A 24994-nucleotide genomic window follows, 5' to 3' on the forward strand; every position below is an offset into this window, starting at 1 on the left:
CGCAACGGGGACAACCGCGGAAGCGGTCGGCTCCTACAGTCTTGGCGCGTCGTGCGTGATCTGCCCTGCCCCCAAGGTATTGAGGCTTTCCACCGCGACGTCCATCAAGATCCGGCTGCGCTCCGGCGAGACATGAATGGTGATGTGCATCACTGGGACACGATCTATTGCATAGAGCACCCGGGTCAGGCGCAGCATTGGTGAACCGAGGTTCACGCCCAGCAACGTTGCGTGCTGCGGATCGGCAGGCACGGCAGTGATCTCCTGCACGACGCGCCCGAACTCGACGCCCTGGGCCAGCAGGATCTCGTAGAGCGCCTGCTTCTTGAGCTTGGCGCGGGTGACACCAGACGCGAAACGGTCCGGCACCCATGCATCTGTGACCATGAGTGGCTGCCCGCTCGACGAGCGCAATCTCACTGCATGAACGGCCGTATGTCCTGCGGGCAGGTCCAGTTGCACGGCAATGACGGCGGGAGGATCCTGCGTCTGCACGTCCAGCACCGTCACCTGCGTATTCAGCGCCGTGCGACGCAGCGCATCGACAAAGCCCAGCGTCGCCGCGGGCCGCTGGGCCGGAAGCTCGATGCGGACAAAAGTCCCCTTGCCCTGTTGCTTCTCCACGAGGCCTTCGGCGTGCAGGTCTGCCACGGCTCGGCGCACCGTGATGCGCGAGACGCCGAAGAGTTCGCCCAGACGGGCTTCATTGGGAATCAGCGCACCCGGGGCGTAAAGCCCTCTCATGATCTGTTCGCGCAGAACCACGTAGAGCTGGTGGTGAAGCGGCAGTCCGTTCTTTCTGGAAGCCAATCCGCTCTCGGAAGACTTTGTCATGAGCTTGCGTAGAAAAGAAACAAATTCTATCCACCCATATCATCATAAATATATAACGTTATAGAATTAGAACGTATTAACGACGCCGGTGATCGATCCGGCACCTGCTCAAGGAACCATTCATGTCATCTGCCAGAAAAGATTTGCGGGCCCTGCTGTCGGCTCCTGAAATCGTTGCCGCCCCGGGTGGCTACGACGCCATCACGGCTCGTACGATCGAACAGGGCGGCTTTCGCGCGGCATATATGTCCGGCTCTGCCGTCTCCGCTTCGCGCGGCTTCCCCGACTTCGGGCTATTGACGCTGGGTGAAATGGCACAGGCGGCCGGCGTGATGGCGCAGTCGGTAAAGATTCCCGTGATCGCGGATGCCGACACCGGCTATGGCAACGAACTCAACGTGACGCGCACCGTGCGCGAATACGAGCGCGCAGGCGTCGCAGGTCTTCACATCGAGGACCAGGTCGCACCCAAGCGCTGCGGGCATCTGGACGGCAAGGAAATCGTCTCGCGCGAGGAATTCGTGGCGAAGATCCGCGCAGCCGTGGCCGCCCGCGTGGATCCCGATTTCCTCATCATCGCGCGCACGGATGCCCGGGCCGTGGTCGACATGGAGGAAGCCATCGCACGCGCCAACGCCGCTCTTCGCGCCGGCGCCGACATGGCCTTCGTCGAGGCGGCGCAGAGCCTGGAAGAGCTCGCGCTCATTCCGAAACGCGTCGAAGGACCATGTCTCCTGAACGTCGTTCGCGCCGGCAAGACACCGGACATCGGCCTGGACGATGCGCAGGAAATGGGATACCGCCTCGTGATCCTTCCCAGCCTGTTGTTCGGCACTGTGATGGGCGCCTGCGACCAGGCACTGAAGGAACTGCGCGAACAGCGCCGGCCGCCGAATTCGGCTCTCGCGCTGCCGGTCGCCGAGCGCTTCCGGCGTTTCGGCGCGGATGAGTGGAACGACATCCGCACCCGCTTTCGCGATGCGCCGCAGGAGGCGGTGTCGCCGTGACCTCTGGCTCCCCCTCCACCCTGTTCGACAAGGTCTGGCAGGCACACGTCATCGAGGACTTGGGTGACGGCTGGGCTCTGCTGCACATCGACAGGCATCTGCTGCACGATCTCTCGGGGCCGCGCGGCATGGCCGAGTTGGACGCCCGGAAACTGCCTGTCGTCTCGCCGGAACTGGCGTTTGCCACCCCCGATCACGCGGTCTCCTCAGCGCCGGGGCGAACCGCCGAGACCTTCCCGGGCGGCGCACCGCTGCTGATGCGGCTGAGAGATGGAAGTCAAAGACACGGCATCCGCTTCTTCGACTTGGGTCAACCTGGGCAGGGCATCGTGCATGTGATCGGACCGGAGTTGGGCATCGTCCAGCCCGGCAGCACGGTCATCTGCGGGGATAGTCACACATGCACAAACGGCGCGCTGGGTGCGCTGGCGTTCGGTGTCGGCTCTTCCGAGTTGATGCATGCGCTGGCAACCCAGACGTTGATGCAGCGCAAGCCAAAGAACATGCGCATCGTCTACCACGGGCGACTGGCGCCCGGCGTGACTGCGAAGGACCTCATCCTTTTCACCATCGGGAAACTAGGCGCATCTGCAGGCACAGGCTACGCCGTGGAGTACGCGGGCCCGGCGATCGAGGCGATGTCGGTGGAGGAGCGGATGACCGTGTGCAATCTCTCCATCGAGATGGGCGCCAAGATGGGCATGGTCGCGCCCGATCAGCGCGTGTTCGACTACCTCGAAGGGCGCCCCTTCGCGCCCAAGGGCGCATTGTTCGAGTCGGCGGTGACGCACTGGCACGCTCTGCGCTCGGACCCGGATGCGCATTTCGACCGCGAAGTGCACATCGATGCCGACGAGGTGACACCGATGGTCACCTGGGGCACCAGCCCGGAACAAGTGATGGCGATCAGCGGCCGCGTGCCCTCGCCCGAGGCCACCGATGGGCCTGCCCAGCTGCAGGCCTGGCAAGAGGCAATGACGTACATGAACGTTCACCCCGGCGACGCGCTCAGAGGCCAACGCATCGATCGGGTATTCATCGGCTCCTGCACGAACTCGCGCCTCTCGGACCTGCGCGAAGCCGCGGCACTGATCGGTGGCCGGCACGTGGCACCGCATGTCCGCGCATGGGTCGTTCCCGGCTCGGAAGCCGTGCGGCGCGAGGCCGAGCGCGAAGGTCTCGACAGTCTGTTCCGCGCGGCGGGTTTCGACTGGCGAGAGCCCGGCTGCAGCATGTGCGTGGCCGCGAACGGCGAGATCGCGGCGCCTGGCGAACGCGTCGTGTCCACCTCCAACCGCAATTTTGTCGGCCGCCAGGGGCCCGGTGTGCGCACGCACCTTGCCAGCCCCGCGACCGCCGTGGCCAGTGCGCTCGCTGGCGCCATTGCAGATCCCCGAGAGCTTTGAGATGCAGCCTTTCACCACCCTCCAGGGGATCGCGGCACCGCTGATGCTCGACAACGTGGACACCGACGTGATCATTCGGATCAACCGGTTGACCGACCTGGCGCGCGACCAACTGGGCCCCTACGCCTTCGAGGCCTTGCGCTTCCGCGCCGATGGCTCGGAAGACGCTGAGTGCGTCCTCAACCAGCCTCTTTTCTCCAGCGCACCGATCCTGCTGGCCGGGCGCAACTTCGGTTGCGGCTCGTCGCGCGAAGGTGCGGTCTGGGCATTGGCCAACCGGGGCATCCGCTGCGTCATTGCGGAAAGCTTCGGCGACATCTTCATCGGCAACTGCTTCCAGAACGGCGTGCTGCCGATCGTCTTGCCGCGCGAGACGGTCGACCGCCTCGCCGATCAGGCTCGCAGTGGCGCGCCCGTCACGGTCGACCTGCAGGCATGCCGCATCGCACTGCCAGACGGCAGCCAGCAGTCCTTCGCGGTCGATGCCATGAAACGCCAAGCGCTGCTGGACGGCATGGACGATGTCACGAGGACCCTGAAGCGCCGCACGGCCATCGCCGCGTGGCAGGCGACGGACCGGCTGGTACGCCCTTGGATCTGGGCGCCCGTCGCGGCCACAACCGTCGATTCAACCAACACCTGACCAGCCACAAGACTTTCACGGAGACAAAGCATGTTGACAAACGAACCGAACGCCGAACAGATCGGTGTGCCCTGCACATTGATGCGCGGAGGAACCAGCAAGGGCCTCTATTTCAGGAGCGAGGATCTTCCGCCGCCAGGTCCCGAGCGCGACGCCGTGCTCAAGGCACTGGTCGGCAGCGACGACCTGCTCCAGCTCGACGGTCTCGGCGGATCGCGTCTGGTGACCGCCAAGATCGCCATTGTCGGACGCTCTTCGCGGCCCGATGCCGACGTCGACTACACCTATGCCATCGTCCCGCCCGGGCGCGGCATCGTGGTCTACACGAGCAACTGCGGCAACATCTCGGCGGGTGTCGGACCCTTCGCGATCGACAGCGACCTGGTCGATCCTCCCGAGGGAGCGGTCGCCAAGATCAGGGTGTTCAACACCAATACCAAGAAGATTCTCATCGCTCATGTGCCGGTCGTGAATGGCCGCGCGCGCGTGGAAGGCAGTTTCTCGATCCCGGGCATTCCCGGCACGGGTGCATTGGTCTTCCTGGACTACAGTGCCACCACCGGCGCCAAGACCGGCAAGGTCCTGCCCACGGGCCGTCTGGTGGACCGTATCGCGCTCGAAGATGGCCGGGTGATCGAGGCCACCATGGGCGACGTTGCTAACCCCTGTGTCTTCGTGCGCGCTGCCGATGTCGGTGCGACCGGGAGTGAGTTGCCCGACGATATCAATGCATCGGACGCCCTCATTGCAACGCTGCGCGAACTTCGGGGCAAGGCAGCGCAAGCCATCGGCTTGTGCAAGGACTGGCGCGAGGCGGAAAGTGTGTCCCCTGCCCTTCCGCTCGCAGTCATGGTGGCGCCTCCCGAGACCTACACAGGCAGCAACGGCCTCGCAGTGACGGCCGGCTCCATGGACCTGCGGGCCCGGCTGGTCTTCTACAACAAATGCCACGAGAGCATGGCCGGCACGGGCTCGATGTGCACGGCCGCCATGTCGCGCATTCCGGGCACGCTGGTTCACGAGGCCTGCCAGGGTACGAGCGGCGGTGAACCCGATCAGCTTCGCATCGGCCATCCGCTAGGGTCGATGACCGTCGTCGTTCGTGCCAACCCTGGCGCTGGCGCAGAAGGCGCGACCTACGAACGGCTCGGCCTGGGCCGCACCGCACGCCGGCTCATGCACGGTATCGCCTACGTCCCCGCCTGGCGCATGCGGCCTGAAGCCTGAGGAGCACACGATGACTTCGCACTTTTCTTCCGGACGCCGGTTTCTCCTGCGCGCCAGCGTGGGCGCGGCTGCGGCTTCGCTGCCGGTCCTGCATGCCTTCGGACAGCCGAAGTCCGACGACTCGGATTTCCCAAAGCGTCCTATCCGCATCGTCGTGGGCTATCCGCCCGGCCAGACGGTCGATGTCGGGGCGCGCGCCTACGCAGGTGCGCTCCAGCAATTGCTCGGACAGCCGGTCTTCGTCGACAACAAGGCCGGCGCCAACGGCATCATCGGCGCCCAGACGGTCAAGTCCGCCGCAGCTGACGGCTACACCCTGCTGTTCGGGACCTCCGGCCAGATGACGATCAATCCGGCCATCTACGACAAGCTGCCCTATGACACCTTGAAGGATTTCGTGCCGGTGGCGCTGGGTGCCTCGGGGCGCCTTTTCCTGGTCGCCAACGCGCAGCTTCCCGTGAACACGCTGCCCGAGCTGGTCGCCTATGCGAAGGCGCACCCGAAGAAGTTGAGCTTCGGCTCGGGCGGTGCGGGCATCACGGCACACCTGGCAATGGAGTTGCTCAAGTCGGAAACCGGCATGGACCTGCTTCACGTGCCCTACAAGGGATCTCCCGCCGCACTCACCGGCCTGTTGTCGAACGACGTGCAGTTGATGTTCGATGCCGGCTCGCTGGTTCTGCCACAGATCCAGGCCGGAAAGATCAAGGTGCTTGCCGTAGCGAGCAAGGACCGCTATCCGGTGCTGCCCAAGGTGCCGACCGTCGCCGAGCAAGGCCTCCCGGGATTCGAGGTTGCCTCGTGGAGCGCTCTCTTCGCCCCTGCGGGTACACCCGCTGCGGTCGTCGAGAAGCTCAACGCCGCCATGCAGTCGGCGAGCAGGAACGACGCAGCCATGACGCCGATCCGTGCGGGGGGCAGTGAGCCTCGGGCGCTTGGCGCGGCGGCGTTCAGCCAGTTCGTCGGCGCTGAGATCAGCAAGTGGGCGCGCGCAGCCAAGGCCGCAAACGTCAAGGTGGAATAGCAGGAAACGCTTCTTCGAGCAGAAAGAAAGTCATGACATCGACTCAACCCAGTGCCGCAGAACGCATCTCGCAGTTCGCATGCGGCTTCGACTGTGCGCACCTGACTGCACAGCAACTCCTTCTCTGCGGCCGTTCACTGGCCGATACCTATGCCGTGGCCTTCGCTGGCCGCAACGAGGCAGCGCCGCAAGCGGCGTTGCGCTACTTGCAGTCGGCAGGCCTTCTTTCATATGACGACCGGGCCGGTGCGCTGGTCGGCCTGTGGGGACGTCCGGAATACGCGGCGCCCGAAATTGCCGCCTGGTGGAACGGCGTGACGGGGCACGTCCTCGACTACGACGACGTCACCGTACCAATGCGAGGCCACCCGAGCGTGGTGCTCTGGCCTGCGCTGCTGGCCTTGGCACAGCAGCGGGACTTGCCCGGGGAGCGCGTCGCCGCGGCCTTCGTTGTCGGCCTGGAGGTGATCTGCAAGCTCTCGCGGGGCATCGCGATGAAGCACTACGTCAAGGGCTGGCATTCGACGGCGAGCATCGGCGTGATCGGATCGACCGTCGCCTGCGCCTACCTGCTGCAGCTCGACGCATGCCAGATCGCCCACGCCATCGGTCTGGCCGTGGCGCAGGCGGCGGGCTCGCGCGAGAACGTCGGTACCGAGGGCAAGAGCTTCCAGGCCGGACACGCGTGCGGCGCCGCAGTGCGCGCGGCGAGCCTTGCCGCGGAGGGCTTCACGGCCGGAGAGATGGCGCTGGACGGACCGACCGGGTACCTGGTGCTCTACGGAAACGGCGAACCCGTCGATACGGTGTTGGCCGGACTGGGCGAGTCGCCTCTGGAAATCGAGCGCAGCGGGGTCGACGTGAAACAGTACCCCATGTGCTACGCGACGCACCGTTCCATCGATGCCGTGCTGGCACTGCGTTCCGCGCATGGCCTGCGCCTTGAGGATGTGGAAACCATCGAGGTCCTCAGCAGCAGGACCGGGTTGCTCCCCCTGGTCCATCCGCGCCCTTCGCTGGGACTCGAGGGCAAGTTCAGCCTGCCCTATGCCCTTGCGGTGGCGCTGTCCGACGGGGCCGTGCGTCTTGCAAGCTTCACGGACGCGGCAGTCCAACGCCCCGAGATCCAGCGTTTTCTGGACAAGGTGCGCTGGCGCGATGACGACGGTGCCGCATCGCCGCGCTGGGCCGATGTCACTCTGCATCTGCGGGATGGGCGCACCGTGAACCAGCGCATCGAGCAATTGCATGGTTCGGCTTCGCAGCCACTGAGCAGCGCGGAGCTGTCCGCGAAGCTCGAGGATTGCCTCGATTGGGGTGGTGCCACCGGGCAACAGCGCGATGGTGCGCGGTTCCTTGAGGCCTGCCTCGGCTTTCATTCCATGTCGGCCCGCGCCCTGCTCGCCGCACTTCCCTCCGCATGACAGAGACTTCCATGAACAGTATTTCTTTCAGCAAGGCCGGGCCCCGGTACCTGATGACGCTGGCGCTCGTCGCTGCCTGTTCCGCCGCCCAGGCGGCATGGCCCGAACGTCCAATCAAGTTGATCGTCGGATTCACTGCGGGTGGAGGCGCCGACGGGGTGGCGCGCGTTCTCGCCGACTCGATGGGCAAGGCTCTGGGGCAAGCCGTCATCGTCGAAAACCGCCCCGGCGCCGGCACGACGCTGGCCGCCTCGGTCGTCGCCAAGTCGCCGCCCGATGGCTACACCTTGATGCTCGTATCGTCGACCAACGCGATCTCGCCTGCGATGTACAAGTCGATTTCGTACAAGCCCGCATCCGATTTCATCATCGTTGGCATGATCGGCCGAGGCCCCATGTTGATTGCGGTGCCAAAGTCGTCGGGCATCACGACCCTGGCGGAGCTCATCGATCGCGCCAAGAAGAATCCCGGCAAGATCAACTATGGCGCTGGAGGCATCGGAACGACGCCTCATCTAAGCGCGCTCGTGCTGCAACGTGATACCGGCATCTCGATGACGCACATTCCCTACAAGGGTGGCAGCGAGACCGCTGCCGCGCTGTTGGGTGGGCAGCTGGACGTCCAGTTCGGCACGCCGCCCTCGATTGCGCCGGTGATGCAGAAGGTCAACATCCTGGGCTCCACGATGGGCAAGCGGACCTCGTTGGTCCCCGGAGTTCCAGCAGTGTCGGAGACCGTCAAGGGCTTCAACGTCTCCAGCTGGTATGCCGTGGGCGGCCCAAGTGGCATGCCGGCCGATGTAGTCACCAAACTCGGCACCGCGCTTCGCACCGCAATCGCCGATCCCAAACTCCAGCAGCAACTGGCCACGCTCGGCCTGGAGCCCGCCGCCATGAGCAGCCAGGACGCGACCACGTTCTATCACCTCGAACTCGATCGCTGGGCGAAGGTCGTGCGCACCGAAGGTCTCAAGGCCGACGACTGAGGACGGAGACCATACCGTGAACAGCAGAGAACGAGTGTTGATCACCGGGGGCGCCGCGGGCATCGGTGCTGCCGCGGCTGAGCGTTGTTTCGAAGACGGCTACGAGCCCCTCGTCATCGACCGCGCGGGCGATGGCATCCGCGCAGATCTGAGCGACCCCGATGCGACGGCGGCTGCGCTGTACAGTGCATTGAGCGAGGGCCCCATCACCCGCCTCGTCAATAACGTCGGTGTCGTCTGCCCGGCCGATGTGGAAAGCCAGACGCAGAAAGAACTTGCGCTGGCCTGGTCGCTCAATGTGCGATGCGCGATGCAATGCATGCAGGCCTTGCTGCCCGGAATGAAGGCCGCGGGGTTCGGCCGCGTCGTCAACATGTCCTCACGCGCATCGCTGGGCAAGGAGCAGCGCACGGCGTACTCGGCCACCAAGGCGGCGTTGATCGGGATGACGCGTGTCTGGGCGCTGGAACTGGGCCGGCACGGGGTGACGGCCAATGCCATCGGCCCGGGCCCTATCCGGACTGAGCTTTTCGACAGGGCCAACCCGGCGGACTCGCCTCGCACGAAGGCGATCATCGATGCGGTGCCCGTGCGCCGCATCGGGACACCCGACGACATCGCGCATGCCGTGTCTTTTCTTCTCGATGAGCGCAGCGGCTTCGTCACCGGACAGGTGCTCTACGTGTGCGGCGGCATGACCGTGGGCGTCGCGCCGATCTGATTTGATCGTCCTCACTCACCACCGTAAGCCCACCGCGATGTCGGAGCTTCGGTGGTTCGATGATTTCGTTCCAAGTCGATCCAGCCCATCGAAGCTTCAGCCTGAGCCGGGTCGCCAACCGCCCGGATTTGGCGAGCAGTCCATGCGGTTCACACATTGCTGATTTGTCCACTCCATGGACAACGTCCGTTGAGCGACTTCACATGGAGCGAAAGAATCGACTCCTCTAAGAGCAGACCGACGAGTTTGCCTTGGTCGATCGCGTATTCACCGGAGACAAAAGCAATGCGAATCCGCCGCCTTTCGAATTCCATTGGTGCAGAAGTCCTGGAGTTCGAGGTATCGCCCCATCTATCGCTCGACGTCGTGTCTGAGCTGAGAGATCTGTTCTTGGAACACCAGGTTCTGTTGTTCCGAGATCAGCGAATCTCGTTCGAAACCCATATTGACTTCAGCAGGCATTTCGGAGAACTCGATACACACGAGTCCACGCCGGACTATAGAGCCGATGGATATCCCCACCTATTGAAAGTCACGAATGAGGGCCGAGAGCGAGAGAAGGTTTTCGGTCAGCAATGGCACTCGGACTACTCGATGACGCTGCGGCCGGCGATGGCATCCCTGCTTCACGCGCACGAGATTCCCGAAGTTGGCGGAGACACGATGTTCACCAACATGTACGCCGCCTACGACACCCTGTCCGACGCCATGAAGCGCCTGCTGCTGCCACTGAAGGCCGAGCACAGTGTTCTTGGAGCACGGCACTTGCGGAACGTCGACACGGAGCTACGCGCTCAAAGGTCAAAGCTCAATCCACCAGTTCTGCACCCTGTCGTTCGCGCTCACCCGGAGACCGGTCGCAAAGCCCTGTACATGAATGAGATGCATACGACCAACTTCGAGGGGATGACTGTCGACGAGAGCCAGCCCCTTCTTGCCTATTTGTTCGAACACAGCACGCGATCGGAGTTCGTGTATCGCCATCAATGGCGCAAGCACGATCTCCTGATGTGGGACAACCGCTGCACGATGCATCTGGCCCTTCAGGACTACGACTACCGTCAGCTTCGCCGGCTTTACCGGACCACTCTTATCGGCGAATTGGAAGGCGCGTACGCATAGCCGCACACATTGTCAATCGCACCAGCGGCCTCGGGCCTCTCTTGAACACCAAAATAATTACGTCGGAGACCTTTCCATGTCGACTCTTCTTCGCTTCGTCCTTGCGAGCACTTTCATTGTCTTCAGTTGTATGGGGGTGCAAGCCCAGACATATCCGAGCAAGCCAGTCCACATCGTCGTGGCCGCGCCCCCAGGTGGAGGTACAGATTTTCTTGCGCGCTGGATTGGGACACGATGGACCGAAGCGCATGGGCAGTCGGTCATCGTGGACAACGTTTCGGGAGCGAACGGCAATATCGGGGCCGCGCAGGTGGCGCGCTCCCGGCCCGATGGCTACACCCTGATGATGTCCTTCGTCGGGACTCAAGCCATCAATCCCGGGATCTACCGAAAGGTTTCATACGTTCCTCAGCAGCATCTGGACGCGATCGCGAAAGTGGCAACCTATCCGTTCGTGATCGCAGTCAACGGGCAAAGCGCGATCCGCTCCCTTCCCGATCTCATTGCCACGGCAAAAACAAGGCCTGTCTCCTACGCCTCTGCCGGAGTGGGCAGTGGCGGGCATCTGACCGGCGCAATGTTCGCCCAACAGACAGGGGCCAGTTTGAACCACATTCCCTACAAAGGAAGCGCGCCGGCTGCCGCGGACGTGGCCGGGGGCCAGGTCGACGTGTTGTTCGACACGCTGGCCACAGCCTCCCCCTTGATCAAAGGAGGACGGCTCCGAGCCTTGGCGGTCACAAGCCCGAATCGTCTGCCGCAGTTTCCAGACGTTCCCACCGTCAAGGAGTTGGGGCTTCCAGGAATGGTCACCGAAGGGTGGTACGGGATCTTCGCGCCCAAAGGGGCACCTCCAGAGGTCGTCCAGTCGATCTCATCGGCCGTCAACAAGATCATTGCCACTCAGGCTTACAAAGAAAGCGTATCGACCGTCGGCTACTTTGCCGCGCCTCCCAACACGCCAACCGAGTTTCAGATGTTCGTGAGCGCGGAGACCGCCAAGTGGGGCGCTTTCACCAAAGCAGCAAATATCACCGCCGACTAAGCCATGATCTTCGAACTCCGAACCTACTTCCATCGTCCCGGTTCCATCGCGGATGCGCCGCGGCGTTTTGAGATGCTTGCTCCAGGACATTGCGAGCTCGCTTTCATCACGACGGGCAAGCTGCCATGAACTCCGAGAAGATCGCGGTCATCGGCGGTGGCAGTATCGGCTTGGGTTTTGCCCTTGTCTTTGCACGTGCTGGGATCCAGGTCGCTATTTTCGAACCGGACCCCAGTCGTCGTACTGCTGTGATGGATGAGCTCTTGGAGCGGCTCCTCGTGCTCCGGGAATTCGATCTTCTGGACAGGTCACCCGAGGAGGTTTGCGAGCTCGTGAGCGTCGTGGCCGACTTGTCGACAGCGGTCGATGGAGCCATGTTCATCCAGGAATGCGCACCTGAGCGATTGGAGTTGAAGCGGCAGATCTTCAGCGAGTGCGAAGCTGTCGCGCATCGCGATGCCATTCTCTCGAGCGCATCGTCAGCGCTGACTGCCTCATCGATATGCGGCCATCTCGCCAGCGCAGATCGATGCCTTGTGACTCATCCGGGTAATCCGCCGTATCTTATTCCCGTGATTGAAATCGTTCCGTCGCCAATGACTTCGCCTGCGGTCGTCGACCGATGCATGAAGCTCTGTCGTCTCGTGGGTCTTGAGCCCGTTCTTGTTCACCGAGAGGTTGAAGGGTTCGTTTTCAACCGGCTCCAGGGTGCGCTGCTTCGGGAAGCCTATTGCCTTGTTCGAGACGGGGTTGCGTCTGTCGCCGACATCGATCGAGTTGTGAGAGACGGCCTCGGATTGCGCTGGTCAGTGATCGGGCCATTCGAGACGGTGGATCTGAACACGCGCGGTGGCATCGCAGCGCATGCGCAGAAAATGGGACCGGCGTACGCGAGGATGGGCGCCGAGCGCGGCCAGAACGACCCCTGGACAGATGAACTCGTGCAGCAGGTCGCGACGCAGCGACGAGATGGGCTGCCGCTCGATCAGTGGGATCGACGGGTTGTGTGGCGCGACCGCGAGCTCATGAAGCTGCTACGGTATCGCAGGAGTGAAGGCGCATAGGCGTGAGGCCAGCAGCGCGACTGCCTATGCCCAAGGTCACATCACCGACTTGAGCTCGGCGTGCATGATCTGCGCGATCTCTTTCTGGCGTGCCACCGGCATTCGATCAAGGGGCGCCGTAACACTGATTGCGGCTGGAGGCAGTTGCCCGGTCGCTCGGATCGCGACGCCGACAGCGAGCACGCCTTTCAGGGAGTAGTTCCCAGCAACTGCATAGCCGCGGGCCTGGCAGTTCTCCACCAGACGCTGGACCGTGGACGCCTGTAGGTTCCCGAATGCGGCATAGGTCTTGGCATTTTGCTGGAGGATCGTCGAGAGCTGCCTTGAATTCAGCATCGACAGCAGTGCAACGCCGGCTGCACCAACGCCCAGTGGCTGTCTGCCGCCGATAGGCATCGACAGAACCTGTATCGGGTACGTGCCGATCTCGCGATGCAAGACCAGCAACTCGGCCTTGTCCTGGCGCGCCAAGAAGACTGCATTGCCAGTGCGCTGCGCGATTCGGCGCATCAGCGGTTCCATCTTGTGGCTGAACGCGGACCATCGATCTCCGAGATCGTGGTCCGGCGAAGAAATTGCAAACAGCTTGCCACTGTCATCCCTGCGGGCGTAGCCCTCGGCTTCGAGTGTCTCAAGCAGACGGTACACGGTGGGTCGCGGAAGGCCGATTGCCGCCGCGATCTCCGCCACGCCGAGTGGTTCGCCCAGCGCATTGCGCAGCGCATTGAGGATGTGAAGGCCTCGGCGCAGCGCGCCAGGACCCATCGGTTCAACCTGAGATTTGTCCATTGAGTGGACATTTTAGCTTTCTCATGAAGTGCGAAATCGGAAAACTGGCATACCCAACGAGCCTCGCAGTTCAACGAGCGAGCGCCCTCCTCCCAACCAGACATGCGAGACAACATGGTCACCACCAACACGCGCCGCAAACTGCGCGCCCTCCTGAACAGTCGCGAGATCTCGATTGCCCCGGGTTGCTACGACGGAATCACGGGAATGCTGGTGGAACAAGCAGGCTTCCCGATCGCGTACATGTCGGGACTCTGCGTCGCGGCCACGCTCGGCGAGCCGGACGTTGGCTCCATCAGTGTCGATGTCATGGTAGAGCGAGCCCGAACGATCGCTTCGGCGATCTCCATTCCGCTCATCGTGGACGCGGACAGCGGATATGGCGGTGCCTACAACGTTCACTGCGCCACTCGCGCTCTCGAAGCCTCGGGAGCGGCCGCGCTGCACCTGGAAGACCAGCCATTCCCCAAGAAGTGTGCGGCCATGGCGGGCAAGGAGCTTGTTCCGGTCGCCGAGATGGTGGCGCGCCTGCGCGTAGCGCTAGATGCGCGGACGGATCCTGACTTTGTCATCATTGCCCGCACGGACGCCTTTGCCGTCGAAGGACTCGATGCGGCAATCGCGAGACTGCAGGCGTACGAGGATGCCGGGGCGGACGCAACCATTCTGATGTCCGTGGCAACCGAAGATGACATGCGCAAGATCACGTCATCCTTGCGTAAGCCCACGATCGTGATGATGGTCGAAGGTCTCCGTCCCCTGGTTTCGGCTGAGCGCCTGCAGGAAATCGGCTACCCGGTGGTTTGCTACCCGGTCTCGCTGCTGCAAGCACAGGCCTTCTCGCAAAAGCAAATGCTCGAAGGGCTGAGAGCACAGGGCAGCACAACGGCCAGCCTGAACCAGACAATGGTCCTGCCCGAGCTCAGCGCGTTCATGGGACAGGCCAAGGCCAACGCGATCGATGGTGCATTCTCGCAATACCTTCTCCAGGCTCAAGGCCAGGAATCCGCAGCATGACGGTCCCACTCACCCTGGCGGAAAAGATACTGGCCCGCGCCTCGCGTTTGCCGTCCGTTCGGGCCGGCGATGTGGTTTGGGCATCGCCAGACCTGATCACAGCGCACGATCTGAATTACGAACGGCATCGGAGGATGCTGCAGTCGATTGGCTATCCGAACATCGCCGAGCCGGAGAAGGTATTCGTCACCGTGGATCACACCACCCACTCCGGATCGGTGACCCACTTGGCGACGCACGCGTTCATCCGGAGGGACACGAAGGAGCAGAAAGTCGGCTGGTTTCTCGATACAGGCCGCAACGGCATCAGCCACAACGCCCCTCTTGACCTCGATGTAGTCCATCCCGGCATGCTCGTGGTTGCAGCGGACACGCGTGCTCCCGCGCTAGGTTGCGCCGGCGCATTCGCAGTCGCGCTTGGCATGGGCGCGGCCATGGCACTGGCAACCGGCAAGGTGTGGCTGCGAGTCCCGGAGACGCTTCGGGTCGCCCTGCATGGCCGTCCACTTCCCGGCACGATGAGTCGCGATGTCGCGCAGTGGATTGCCTCACAGATCGGCGAGGCGCGCGGAGACTATCGGTGCATCGAGTTTCATGGCGACTATGTCGAAGGGCTGGATCAGGATGGCAAGCACACGCTGTGCAACGCCATGGTGGATATCGGGGTCAAGGCTGCTGTTTGTCCGGCTCGCGATGCACACGGGGTCGTCTGGCAAAGCGACGCCGGCGCAAGCTTCGAGGACGAGCTGAGCTTCGATGTGTCCGGCCTTGCGTTGCAGATCTGCCTGCCCCCCGATCCGTTGAACGCTGTTCCTCTCGTGGAGGCCATTGGTCGGCGCATTACGTCGGCATTCATCGGCTCCTGCATCGGGGGCAAGATGGAAGACCTGCGCGCAGCGGCGGAGGTACTCAAGGGCCGCCACGTGCACCCAGACGTTCGGCTGACGGTCATTGCCGCCACGCAGGCGATTTATCACCAGGCACTGCGTGAAGGCTTGATAACCGACATCTCGAGTTCCGGCGCCGAAGTCTCGGCTGGAATCTGCGGCCCCTGCTATGGCACTTACGCGCCGCTGAGCGATCAGGACATTTCCATCTGCACCGCGACACGCAACGACGCGGGACGCCTGGGCGGCGAACGAGCTCCGGTTTATCTGGCGAATGCTGCCGTGGTGGCGGCGTCCGCGGTTCTGGGACGAATCGGCTCACCGGCCGAGGTCTTCGGAGGTGACACTCATGACTGAAAAAGTAGACCTCGTCCAACGAGGGCGTGCGTGGGTCTTTGGTGACGACGTCCTGACGGACGGGCACATCATGGACATAGAAATGACTCGGCAGATTGTCTATGACCCGGTTCAGCTCGCTCCTTATGCCATGTGCGGACTGTCGACGGATTTCGCGAAGAAGGCGCGTCCTGGCGACTTCATCGTCGCCGGCCGCAACTTCGGAAAAGGCCCGATGCATATCCAGGGCGCCATTGCATTGAAGGCTCTTGGCGTCTCGGTCCTTTCCGAGTCCATGGCTCGATCGTTCTTCAGACTGTCCGTGTCTGTCGGCTTGAAGACGATACCCTTCGCCAAGGGCATTCAGTCGTTCATTCGCGCGGATGACGATGTCGAAGTCGACTTCTTCAGCGGCACGATAGTCAACCACACGCTAGGCCGGAGGGAAGCATTCCCGCCACTGGCCTCTGCAGCGTTGGAAATCGTTGCGGCTGGCGGTGAGCAGGCTTGGCTCAAGCAACAAGCGCCCACGACCAAAGCCGCAGCAGCATGACCAGGATGGAAAACAAGCGATGGAGCCGTCGTCCCGAGGGATCGACGTGGGGCGACTTCGGACCGGACGATCAGCGCGGTCGAATCAACCTGATCACAAAAGACAAGGTGCTGGAAGGATTGGCCGAAGTTCAAACTGGAGAGACCTTCTGCCTGAGTTTGCCCCTTGACTACCCAGGCGGCAGTGCACTCAACCCCAATCGCCATCCTCCGGTCATTCGCCCGACACTGCGCAACGGTGGCGTTAACTTCAACTACCTTCTGTCGCAGCAGACCCCAGGAGTCACCGATGTCCTGTCGGACGATCTGGTGACACTGCACTTGCAGTACTCCACTCAGTGGGACGGCTTTGCTCACGTGGGATCGCGTTTCGACGCCGACGGCGACGGGCTTCCGGAGTCGGTCTACTACAACGGATACCGCGCCGATCGCGACATCGTCGGTCCACGTGACGTTTCCGACGCGGGCGTTCCTTCTGGTCCGGGCTCGAGCACTTCCAGGGCCGTTGCTCTAGGCATAGAGAACATGGCGACCGCCTGTGTCCAAGGCCGAGCCGTCCTGCTCGACTTGAAAAGCGCGCTCGGCCCTCAGCGGACGGTCGTTGGTTTTGACATGTTCCGTCGCGCGTTGGAGGCGGGCCGAGTCGAGATCACTTCAGGGGACATCCTCTGCTTGCACACGGGCTTCGCGGACGCGCTCCTGGCGATGCATCGCGAACCGAGCATCCACGAACTGGAGGGGTGCGGGGCGGTGCTAGACGGAAGGGATGAAAGGCTGCTTCAGTGGATCACCGACAGTGGCGTAGCTGCGATTGCCGCGGACAACTATGCGGTCGAAAACTTCCCCGCATCTCATCGCGGGGGCTGCTGTGCTGCATTGCCTTTGCATGAGCACTGCCTGTTCAAGCTGGGAGTCCATCTTGGAGAGCTCTGGCACCTCGGACCACTGGCCTCCCGATTGCATGAGTTGGGCCGCAATCGGTTTCTGCTGACTGCGCCCCCACTCAATCTCCCCGGGGCAGTGGCATCTCCGGTGACACCGATTGCAACGATCTGATAGATCCGCCAGGAATCACCAAACCGGCGGACCATCACCGGCTCGCCGGCTCTGTCGCGTCGAAGGCCCTTCAGCTTGTCGCTACGTGAGACCATGAAAAATTTCGGATGTCGAGCCTATTAGAGGCAGGGCCCGGCTTTCACCAAGCGGGCGACTCGAAATGTCGGCAAGTCGATGCGCGAGCTCTACTTGTCCACCCTGTGGAATAGGCAACGTGTTAGCCCGCCGGCGTGTGAACGCGCTGCAGAACAAGGCACCTAGCCGGTGGACTACCCGGCCCAGGTGGAACTCACGGCCCTCCCGGCCGGCTAGCGCAGCGGCGAGAAGCCGACCGGTTTGACCAGGGTGGACTGTCGCTTTAGCAGTTTGTCCCTGCCGGCCACCAGCGGCCACTGGCCCGTTGCCTCCAACTCGTCCATCACACGCTCCCGCTGGACTACGCTCTCATAGGCCCAGATATGCACCCATTGGTAGAGCGATCCGATCTCCGTGCGTCCATAGGTCACGAGCGAGGCAAGTTCGGCTCGGGTTTGTACCTTTTCCAGCCACTCCGGCAGCATTTCCTCGATGCCACCCGGAACATAGTGGTCGATGCAGATCTCGTAGCAACTCCCCACCTGCCGCGGGACGATAGGGGGCGCCGACGCATGGGGCACCACAATCCATGAGTCGGCCTCCACCATGAAGTCTCGGATCTTCGGCGGCCAGACGCCACTGGCGGCAGCGGCAGCACGAACGTCCATGCGTTCCTGAACGGAGGCGTAGGGCCAGAGGTGGAAGATCTGGTCGAGGTTTCCTGAACGGGTCGCCCATAGCCCCGCCATCGTCGAGAAAGCTAACCGGTGCGGCAGCACTTCCTGGAAGCGGCGAAGTGTCTTCGCGACACTTCCGGGACGCAGGACATAGGAACGAAGCTCAAATATCATGGCAAGTCTCAATGGTAGGAGGTTAGGTTTTCGCGCCGAGACGGAATTCCTGGACGTGATCGTGTACGGCGTCGAAGAAGGACTTGGTGTGGGGGCCGCCATCGACCGCGAGGGCAGCACCGTTGACATACGAGGACCTGCGCGATGAGAGGAAGGTGATGACATCCGCCACCTCCTCAGCAGTGCCCCAACCCTGGGAGGCCATGCGCTCGGCAAAGTGGCTTAACTCCTCTGACGTGGCGCCACGCTGCTGCGCCCCTTTTTCCCACGTCTTGAGACGGTCTTCGATCATCACCACCCCCGCCACCACGCAGTTGACCCGGATGCCGAACTCCGCCAGCTCCGCCGCAAGGTCGATAGAGAAGCGGATTTCCGCAGCCTTCGCCGGCCCGGTGCAGGACGAGCCCGGCGGGTAATTTCCTCGCGTACCGGTGCGGCCGGCGATATTCACGACACAGGGATACCTACCTGCTCGCAACAGCGGTAACAGGGTCTGGGTGACGAGAAACGGGGCGAAGAAATTGACGGCCATGCCCTTCTGCAGATCGTCCATGCTCACCTCGGCGAAAGGCTTGTACATGCCGTAGCCGGCATTGTTGATGAGCACGTCCAATTGGCCATACTGCCTTCGCACGTGTTCGGCCAGCAGGACGATCTGCTGCGGAACAGTCACGTCCGCGACGACCACATCCACCGTCGAGGCCTGAATGCCCCGTAGTGCAGCAGCTGCGGCGTCGAGCGCGTCGCGCCCACGCCCGCACACGATCACCCGGGCCCCCTCCTCGCAAAAGGCTTTCGCGGTGGCAAGACCGATGCCCTTGCTTCCGCCAGTGATGAGGACAACCTTGCCCTTCAGTTCCAAATTCATTGCATTGTTCCCGGTCGCGTAGTGTCGAAACGAGCATCGCCCAACCCTACCTTGGCCATGAGTCCGCAGCATCGGGCGATGTGATGCGGATTGTTTCGCTCCTGTCGGAGAGAGGAAACCTATCCTGTCCGGGTGATGGACAAATTCTTGGTTTCTGAACGCACGTGTGTGTTCTCCAGAAGCTTGTCCAGTTTCCGGACAGAACGCGTTGATGGACTGCCGACTGCCGCATCGCCCGCTGCGACGGCGTGCCGTCCGGCTCACCGATCGGCAGTCGCGCGTAGCTGCGGTTTTTCCTGATCAGGCCCGACCCCAAGCTATCCGCCACGACGCGATGACGTTGCTAGAGTCGTTGAAATGTCGTTCTGTAGAAATTTCTGCACGCTGTCGAAGCCTGAGATGTTCTATTTTTTCGAACAGACTTCACGCAATTCTGATTCCACACCCCCCCTTCACGCTGTTAGCCTTTGAAGGACGAAGCGATGCGTTTGCACCCGATCGAACGTCTCCGAAACAACCCAATCCTGCCCATGACCGATCGCGCCCAATTTATTCGTCAACTGCCAAAGGCTGAGCTGCACATGCATCTCGAGGGCAGCATCGAGCCACAAATGATGCTCAGCCTTGCCAAACGCAATGGTCTCAGCCTGCGCTGGCAAACCGCAGATGCGCTCCGCAGCGCCTATGAGTTTTCGAGCCTGCAAGATTTCCTGAACCTGTACTTCGAAGGCTGCAAGGTGCTGGTGCAGCAGCAAGATTTTTATGACATCACGCGTGCCTATCTGCACAGGTGCGCCACGGACAACGTGCTGCATGCGGAGATGTTCATCGGGCCGCAAAGCTTCACCGACCGCGGCGTGACGATCGAATCGCTGATGGCAGGTGTACTTGGCGCGATGGACGATGCACGCCGGGAAGACAACGTCAGTTCCGGTCTTCTCATCAGCGCCCATCGCCACCGCACGGAAGCAGATGCCCTTGCGCTCCTGGACAGCATCACGCCATGGCAAGACCGCATAGCGGGTATCGGCATGGGCGGCCCCGAAGTGGGGAATCCGCCTTCGAAGTTCGTGAACTTCTTTGCCGAGTGCAAGCGCCGCGGGTTCAAGACCACCATTCATGCCGGAGAAGAAGGACCCGCTGCATACGTCCGCGAGGCAGTTGAGCTGTTGGATGTCGACCGGATCGATCATGGCAACTCCGCCCTGGACGACCCTTCATTGGTCGAGCTGCTGAGGGCACGAGCCATCCCTCTGACCGTGTGCCCCTTGTCCAATCTCCGTTTGAAAGGCGTGAGTTCGCTTGCAGAGCATCCGCTGCGGGAGATGCTCCAGAAGGGCTTGTTCGCAACCGTCAATTCGGACGACCCGCCCTACTTCGGCGGCTACGTCAACGAGAACCTGATCGAGGTCCAGCGCAGCCTCGACCTCACCCGCGACGACATCATCACGCTGGCGAAAAACAGTTTCCGTGCTGCGTTCATCGACGAAGCCAACAAGGCTCGCTATCTGTCCCGCATCGACGACTACGTGAAACAGAACGCGCACTTCTGAACGCCGCGCACTGCTCGGCAGTGCGTTCGACCTCACCGAACTTCCTGCATCGCCCACTCGTGGTGGGCGCATCGCATGTCCATGCACAGCTTTTCCGATCCGGGCACCGAGTCAGCCCGGTTTCAGCGGCGCGTCGCCGTCGCGCGCGCGCTCACTCTGATCTGCTTCGGCTTGATCATTGCGCGCCTGTTCTACCTGCAGATTCAGGAACACGCGTCTCTCAGCGCCAAAGCCGAGCGCAACAGCACGGCCATCGTTCCCATCCCGCCCGAGCGGGGCCTGATCTTCGACCGTCAAGGCGTGGTGCTGGCGGCAAACAAGCCCGTGTTCTCGCTCGAGATCACGCCAACGAAGGTTCAAGGTGATCTTGACCATCTGCTGAGCGATCTCGCCGGAGTGGTTCGAATCGAAGCACGCGACATCAGTCGCTTTCGCACGCTGCTGGCAGAATCGAAAGGGCTGAGTCCCATCCCGTTGCGCACCATGCTCAGCGAGGAAGAGATCGCGATCGTCTCCGCGCAGCGCTTCCGCTTTCCGGGAGTGGAAATCAACGCGAGAAGTCTTCGGACCTATCCCTTCGGACAGCTTGCCAGCCACGCGCTGGGCTACATAGGCCGCATCAACGACACGGACCGCCGCGCACTGGAGGATGCCGAGCCAACGCGCCAGAACTACCTGGGCTCGGACCACATCGGCAAACTGGGAATCGAACAGCGCTACGAAACCCAACTGCACGGGACCACAGGGTTCGAGAGGATGGAGACTGCGGCGTCCGGTCAAGCCATGCGCAGCCTGTCGGTGCAAGCTGCCCGCGCAGGCCAGGGCGTGCAACTGGCGCTGGACCTTCGATTGCAGCGGCTCATCGAGCTTCTGCTCGGGAACCGCCGCGGCGCGGCAGTGGTCCTGGACCCGCGCAACGGCGATGTGCTGTCCTTTGCCAGCACGCCGACCTTCGATCCCAACATCTTCGTGACCGGGGTCGATCGAGACACGTGGAAGACCTTGAACGAGTCAACCGACCATCCGCTGCTCAACCGCGCGTCTCGCGGCACCTATCCGCCCGGATCGACCTACAAGCCATTCATGGCCATGGCCTCACTCGAACTCGGGAAGCGCGCCCCGAGCGTTCTCATCAACGATCCCGGCTACTGGGATTTCGGCAATCATCGATTCCGCAGCCACGAGGGTGGTCTGGGTCCGATGAACCTCTTCACCAGCCTGGTCTATTCAAGCAACGTGTACTACTACACGTTGGCCAATGAGATGGGCGTCGAGACCATCCACGATTTCATGTCGCCCTTCGGCTTCGGACAGCTGACGGGAATCGATCTCGATGGTGAAGTGCGTGGTGTGCTGCCCAACCAGGCGTGGAAGCGAAAGGCTTATCGCACAGCGGCGCAGCAGAAATGGCAGCCCGGCGAAACGATCTCCCTGGGAATCGGCCAGGGGTACAACAACTTCACCATCCTGCAGCTTGCGACCGCCACGGCTGCGTTGGCGAACAACGGCCTCCTCCATCCACCGAGGATGGCGACAGGCCTCGAGGATCCCGACACGCATGCGATCCATCCCATCGCACCACCGGCGTCACGCGATCTGAAGCTGCGCCCCGAGAACCTCGCGCTCGTGCGCGATGCCCTCATCGGCGTGACGGTCCAGGGCACCGCCAGAAAATCATTCCTGGGGGCAAAGTACGTCAGTGCGGGAAAGACCGGTACGGCGCAGGCAGTGACGATCAAGCAAGGCCACCGCTACAACGCCGCGAAGATGCAGGAACAAGAACGCGATCACGGGCTCTACATGGGCTTTGCTCCCGCCGGTGCACCGCGCGTCGCGGTCGCGGTGATCGTCGAGAACGCCGGCGGAGGTGGCCAGGTCTCCGCGCCCATCGCGCGGCGCATCTTCGACTACTTGCTCGAAGGCGAATATCCCAGCGAGGAAGACATCGAGGCTGTACAGCAGGGCATCGGCACCACACCCCGTGGCAAGCCAGTTCGTATGGAAGACGTGAACTGGCCCTACGGGATGGCGTTTCATCCAGACGACTTACCAGCCCCAGAACCTGCGTCAGCCCGAGTACGCTGAACACCGTAGGCCTGGGCGACGCTCCGGAACTTCGGAGCTCACCACCCCTTGCATGCCGTTGCCGCGGCGATGATCTCTTGCCGATCGAATCCATTGGCGTTCTCGATCAGCATCGGACTCGCCGCGATGAACGTTTGGCGCGGCAGCTGCTTGGTGATCTGTTTTTCACTGAACATGAATTCCTGGAATCGCCCATACGCAGCTGGATCCATGGCGCCTATCAATTTGCCGCCGTTCATTTGAAAGGCATCCTTCAAGGTATCGAGTTGCGCCTTGAGAAGCGCGAGGTCCCATTTGGCCAATGTGGCTTCGTCCGCGCCGCTGGGCTTGCTTCCCGGGAAGGACTTCCACTGAACCTTGCGTGCGCAGTCCGGGTTGGTTTCGGCAAACAATTGCCCCTTGGCGGCACCTCGCACGATGGCTTCCACCATCTTGGGGTCCGACTCAACGAGCTTCTGCATGGCTGTCAGCGTGAAATCCGGCATGCCCCGCCATTGGGGCGACCGGAACACCTTTAACTTCGCCCCGCTGTTCTCGAAGCCGGTCAGCGCAGATTGCCAGAACATCAACGCCTGGACGCGATTGTTCTTCAGTGCATCCAGCGCCGGTGCGCCGGCTCCCACTGCGATCAACTGAATATCGGTGTCCGGATCGAGGCCGTTGCTCCTGAGCAATCCCTTCAGGAGCAACGTCCCGCCCGTTGCAAGACTGACGATGCCGATCTTCTTGGACTTGAGGTCCTTGACGTCGGTGATCGCGCCACCGTCGATGACCGCCAAACCCCAGTCGATGACACCGTTCCCCATCACGCCGCGAACTTTCGCATTTCCATCCGTGTTCGCCTGGATCAGGTTCGTGGCATTCAGCTCCGCAAACTCGATGCCACCAGATGCAAGTTGCTGCAGCGCCTGGGCGGATCCGGAGACACCGATGACGTTGACGTCATAGCCCTCCTGTTTCCAATAGCCCAACGCCAACGGCATCATCAGCCACGGATAGCTGATGTTGAGAACCTGGCTTCCTACAGCAATGGTGACCTTCTTCAGCGGGCGGTCCTGTGCCTGAACCGTATGCCCCACCGTGACGAGATAAAGGGCCAACACAGCGAATGCCCATTTACGGAGCAAGCACCGGCAGAGACGAACGGATGAATGGCGCGGCATGAAGTCTCCTTGTTCAACTTGATGCGCAGTGGAGCACGTTCGCACTTAGACCTAAAGCATGAAATTCAGCTCAGTGCGTTCGAATATCTGGCACGCTGAAATCTACATGCGAGTGACGCGATCAGAGGCGAAAAAAAGATCGAAGCAATCCATGGCCTCTCTCACCGTTCTGCGCTCGGAGAAGCGTCGAATCAGTCGTCCGCAGTGGCGCGCCGCACGGCCTCTTGCAGATGCTCAAGAAAGATGCGAACTGCGACCGGGAGATTGCGGTCCGTGTGAACGCAGATGTTAAGCGGCCACTTCTCGACGCCCTTACCCCGCAGCGGCACGTACTTCAGGCCACGTGGCGGTGTTGAACCACCGAAGTATTTGTTGACGATTGCGACGCAAAGACCTGTGGCGGCCGACGCACGCATCAACTCGAAAGAGTTCGTCACCATGACACCGCGCGGCTTGATCTTCGCCTTTGCAAACATCCTTACATAGCTGCCGCGGATGGTCAGCGTTTCATCCGGCAATGCCATCTCTTCATCGCCGCACTCGCTGATGTCCACGAAGGCTCGCTTGGCAAAAGGATGGCTTCCGGACACCAGAAGGCATGGCTTGATGAACCGTTGCTCGACGACCGTGACGTCGAACGTGTCGGGGCTGATGTACGACAGCGAGATGTCGAGCTCGTCCTTCGACAACTGCTCCATCAGCCTGGCGCCTCCGGCCACCTCGACCTCGAAATTGATGCCCGGGTACTGCGTGTGGAACGTCCGCAGAAACTGCGGAAGGAATTCTCTCGTGAAGGACTCCGATATGCCCAGCCGCACCGTCCCGCGCTGCATCGTCTGAATGGATCGGATGTCCGTTCTGACTTGGTCGAGCCCGTTCTCCACGTTGCGTGCGTAGGCGAGCACGACCTCGCCTGCCGAGGTGAGTTTCATCACCTTCTGTCCACGGTGCCGCTCGAAGAGCAGGCTGCCCAAGTCTTCTTCCAGCAGATGGATCTGGCGCGATATGGCAGACGCTGCAACGTGCAGCTCCTCCGCCGCGCGCCGGATGGACCCGACCCGCGCGACGCCTGCGAAATACCGCAATCCAATGCTGTTGATCAAGGAAAGACCTCCGGCGATGGCCGCGGTCTTCCGCAGCCTGCGAATCTTATACAGGACACAAGCAAACCTTGTGCCGTCTGCCGAAGATCGCAACGCTGCGCGAGCCGCCGATCCACCGTCACCCCGGTACGCGTCCGGAGGCAACGTCCACAGAAG

At 62.2% G+C, this 24994-nt stretch carries 24 protein-coding genes; 18 read left to right on the plus strand and 6 right to left on the minus strand.

The features are described from left to right. Positions 1-33: 33 nt before the first annotated feature. Positions 34-834 (minus strand): GntR family transcriptional regulator, encoded by an 801-nt coding sequence (locus tag ACSFBF_RS08255; RefSeq protein ID WP_435465810.1) that lies wholly within the window; start codon positions 832-834, stop codon positions 34-36. 122 nt (positions 835-956) lie between these two features. Here ACSFBF_RS08255 and ACSFBF_RS08260 point away from each other — a divergent pair, with 122 nt between their 5' ends. The 12 genes from ACSFBF_RS08260 (at position 957) to ACSFBF_RS08315 (ending at position 12503) form a co-directional block, all read left to right on the plus strand. Next, positions 957-1841, plus strand: a complete 885-nt coding sequence (locus ACSFBF_RS08260) for an isocitrate lyase/PEP mutase family protein (RefSeq protein ID WP_435465811.1) — start codon at positions 957-959, stop codon at positions 1839-1841. Further along, on the plus strand, positions 1838-3247 hold the full coding sequence (gene leuC, locus ACSFBF_RS08265; protein WP_435465812.1) for a 3-isopropylmalate dehydratase large subunit: 1410 nt from the start codon (positions 1838-1840) through the stop codon (positions 3245-3247). Before ACSFBF_RS08260 ends, leuC begins: the two co-directional genes overlap by 4 nt. Before the next feature lies 1 nt (position 3248). After that, entirely contained in the window at positions 3249-3890 is a 642-nt protein-coding gene (gene leuD / locus ACSFBF_RS08270) for a 3-isopropylmalate dehydratase small subunit (RefSeq protein ID WP_435465813.1), read from the plus strand. A 30-nt stretch (positions 3891-3920) separates the two neighbouring features. Next, positions 3921-5117, plus strand: a complete 1197-nt coding sequence (locus ACSFBF_RS08275) for a 2-methylaconitate cis-trans isomerase PrpF family protein (RefSeq protein ID WP_435465814.1) — start codon at positions 3921-3923, stop codon at positions 5115-5117. Positions 5118-5127: 10 nt separating this feature from the next. Beyond that, entirely contained in the window at positions 5128-6141 is a 1014-nt protein-coding gene (locus ACSFBF_RS08280) for a Bug family tripartite tricarboxylate transporter substrate binding protein (RefSeq protein ID WP_435465815.1), read from the plus strand. A 32-nt stretch (positions 6142-6173) separates the two neighbouring features. Beyond that, a complete protein-coding gene (locus ACSFBF_RS08285; RefSeq protein ID WP_435465816.1) occupies positions 6174-7565 on the plus strand; it encodes an MmgE/PrpD family protein in 1392 nt (463 codons plus the stop codon). A 53-nt stretch (positions 7566-7618) separates the two neighbouring features. Then, complete coding sequence (locus ACSFBF_RS08290) at positions 7619-8551, plus strand: tripartite tricarboxylate transporter substrate binding protein (RefSeq protein ID WP_435465817.1); 933 nt, start codon at positions 7619-7621, stop codon at positions 8549-8551. Between the two features lie 16 nt (positions 8552-8567). Next, the gene (locus tag ACSFBF_RS08295; RefSeq protein WP_435465818.1) at positions 8568-9272 is read left to right on the plus strand and encodes an SDR family oxidoreductase; all 705 of its coding nucleotides are present in this window, start codon (positions 8568-8570) and stop codon (positions 9270-9272) included. A 285-nt stretch (positions 9273-9557) separates the two neighbouring features. Then, entirely contained in the window at positions 9558-10394 is an 837-nt protein-coding gene (locus ACSFBF_RS08300; protein ID WP_435465819.1) for a TauD/TfdA dioxygenase family protein, read from the plus strand. 76 nt (positions 10395-10470) lie between these two features. Continuing rightward, the gene (locus ACSFBF_RS08305) at positions 10471-11439 is read left to right on the plus strand and encodes a Bug family tripartite tricarboxylate transporter substrate binding protein (protein WP_435465820.1); all 969 of its coding nucleotides are present in this window, start codon (positions 10471-10473) and stop codon (positions 11437-11439) included. 3 nt (positions 11440-11442) lie between these two features. Continuing rightward, a complete protein-coding gene (locus ACSFBF_RS08310; RefSeq protein ID WP_435465821.1) occupies positions 11443-11568 on the plus strand; it encodes a hypothetical protein in 126 nt (41 codons plus the stop codon). Beyond that, positions 11565-12503: a 3-hydroxyacyl-CoA dehydrogenase gene (locus tag ACSFBF_RS08315; RefSeq protein WP_435465822.1), complete on the plus strand. Its 939-nt coding sequence runs from the start codon at positions 11565-11567 to the stop codon at positions 12501-12503. The genes ACSFBF_RS08310 and ACSFBF_RS08315 overlap by 4 nt, the downstream gene beginning before the upstream one ends. 36 nt (positions 12504-12539) lie before the next feature. Here the strand turns inward: ACSFBF_RS08315 and ACSFBF_RS08320 are convergent, their stop codons facing one another. Further along, the gene (locus ACSFBF_RS08320; protein ID WP_435465823.1) at positions 12540-13292 is read right to left on the minus strand and encodes an IclR family transcriptional regulator; all 753 of its coding nucleotides are present in this window, start codon (positions 13290-13292) and stop codon (positions 12540-12542) included. Between the two features lie 114 nt (positions 13293-13406). Here ACSFBF_RS08320 and ACSFBF_RS08325 point away from each other — a divergent pair, with 114 nt between their 5' ends. The 4 genes from ACSFBF_RS08325 to ACSFBF_RS08340 are packed head-to-tail and all read left to right on the plus strand — an operon-like array spanning position 13407 to position 17140. Continuing rightward, complete coding sequence (locus ACSFBF_RS08325; protein WP_435465824.1) at positions 13407-14309, plus strand: isocitrate lyase/PEP mutase family protein; 903 nt, start codon at positions 13407-13409, stop codon at positions 14307-14309. Further along, positions 14306-15553: an aconitase family protein gene (locus ACSFBF_RS08330; RefSeq protein WP_435465825.1), complete on the plus strand. Its 1248-nt coding sequence runs from the start codon at positions 14306-14308 to the stop codon at positions 15551-15553. The genes ACSFBF_RS08325 and ACSFBF_RS08330 overlap by 4 nt, the downstream gene beginning before the upstream one ends. After that, positions 15546-16085, plus strand: a complete 540-nt coding sequence (locus ACSFBF_RS08335; protein WP_435465826.1) for a 3-isopropylmalate dehydratase small subunit — start codon at positions 15546-15548, stop codon at positions 16083-16085. The genes ACSFBF_RS08330 and ACSFBF_RS08335 overlap by 8 nt, the downstream gene beginning before the upstream one ends. Before the next feature lie 5 nt (positions 16086-16090). Beyond that, the gene (locus ACSFBF_RS08340; RefSeq protein ID WP_435465827.1) at positions 16091-17140 is read left to right on the plus strand and encodes a cyclase family protein; all 1050 of its coding nucleotides are present in this window, start codon (positions 16091-16093) and stop codon (positions 17138-17140) included. 308 nt (positions 17141-17448) lie between these two features. Here the strand turns inward: ACSFBF_RS08340 and ACSFBF_RS08345 are convergent, their stop codons facing one another. Both ACSFBF_RS08345 and ACSFBF_RS08350 read right to left on the minus strand, forming a co-directional pair. Further along, entirely contained in the window at positions 17449-18066 is a 618-nt protein-coding gene (locus tag ACSFBF_RS08345) for an NIPSNAP family protein (protein WP_435465828.1), read from the minus strand. Between the two features lie 22 nt (positions 18067-18088). Further along, positions 18089-18934, minus strand: coding sequence for an SDR family NAD(P)-dependent oxidoreductase (locus tag ACSFBF_RS08350; RefSeq protein ID WP_435465829.1), 846 nt, complete (start codon positions 18932-18934; stop codon positions 18089-18091). A 530-nt stretch (positions 18935-19464) separates the two neighbouring features. Between ACSFBF_RS08350 and ACSFBF_RS08355 the strand changes: the two genes are divergently transcribed. Further along, positions 19465-20487 carry an adenosine deaminase gene (locus tag ACSFBF_RS08355; protein ID WP_435465830.1) on the plus strand — a complete coding sequence of 341 codons (1023 nt, stop codon included), beginning with the start codon at positions 19465-19467 and terminating at the stop codon, positions 20485-20487. Between the two features lie 75 nt (positions 20488-20562). Then, a complete protein-coding gene (gene mrdA / locus ACSFBF_RS08360) occupies positions 20563-22572 on the plus strand; it encodes a penicillin-binding protein 2 (RefSeq protein ID WP_435465831.1) in 2010 nt (669 codons plus the stop codon). Positions 22573-22610: 38 nt separating this feature from the next. Here mrdA and ACSFBF_RS08365 read toward each other — a convergent pair whose 3' ends face one another. Both ACSFBF_RS08365 and ACSFBF_RS08370 read right to left on the minus strand, forming a co-directional pair. Further along, on the minus strand, positions 22611-23735 hold the full coding sequence (locus ACSFBF_RS08365) for an ABC transporter substrate-binding protein (RefSeq protein WP_435465832.1): 1125 nt from the start codon (positions 23733-23735) through the stop codon (positions 22611-22613). A 191-nt stretch (positions 23736-23926) separates the two neighbouring features. Then, positions 23927-24838 (minus strand): LysR family transcriptional regulator, encoded by a 912-nt coding sequence (locus ACSFBF_RS08370; protein WP_435465833.1) that lies wholly within the window; start codon positions 24836-24838, stop codon positions 23927-23929. Positions 24839-24994: the final 156 nt, after the last annotated feature.

Source organism: Variovorax nivicola, assembly GCF_051216475.1.
GTDB lineage: Bacteria > Pseudomonadota > Gammaproteobacteria > Burkholderiales > Burkholderiaceae_C > Variovorax.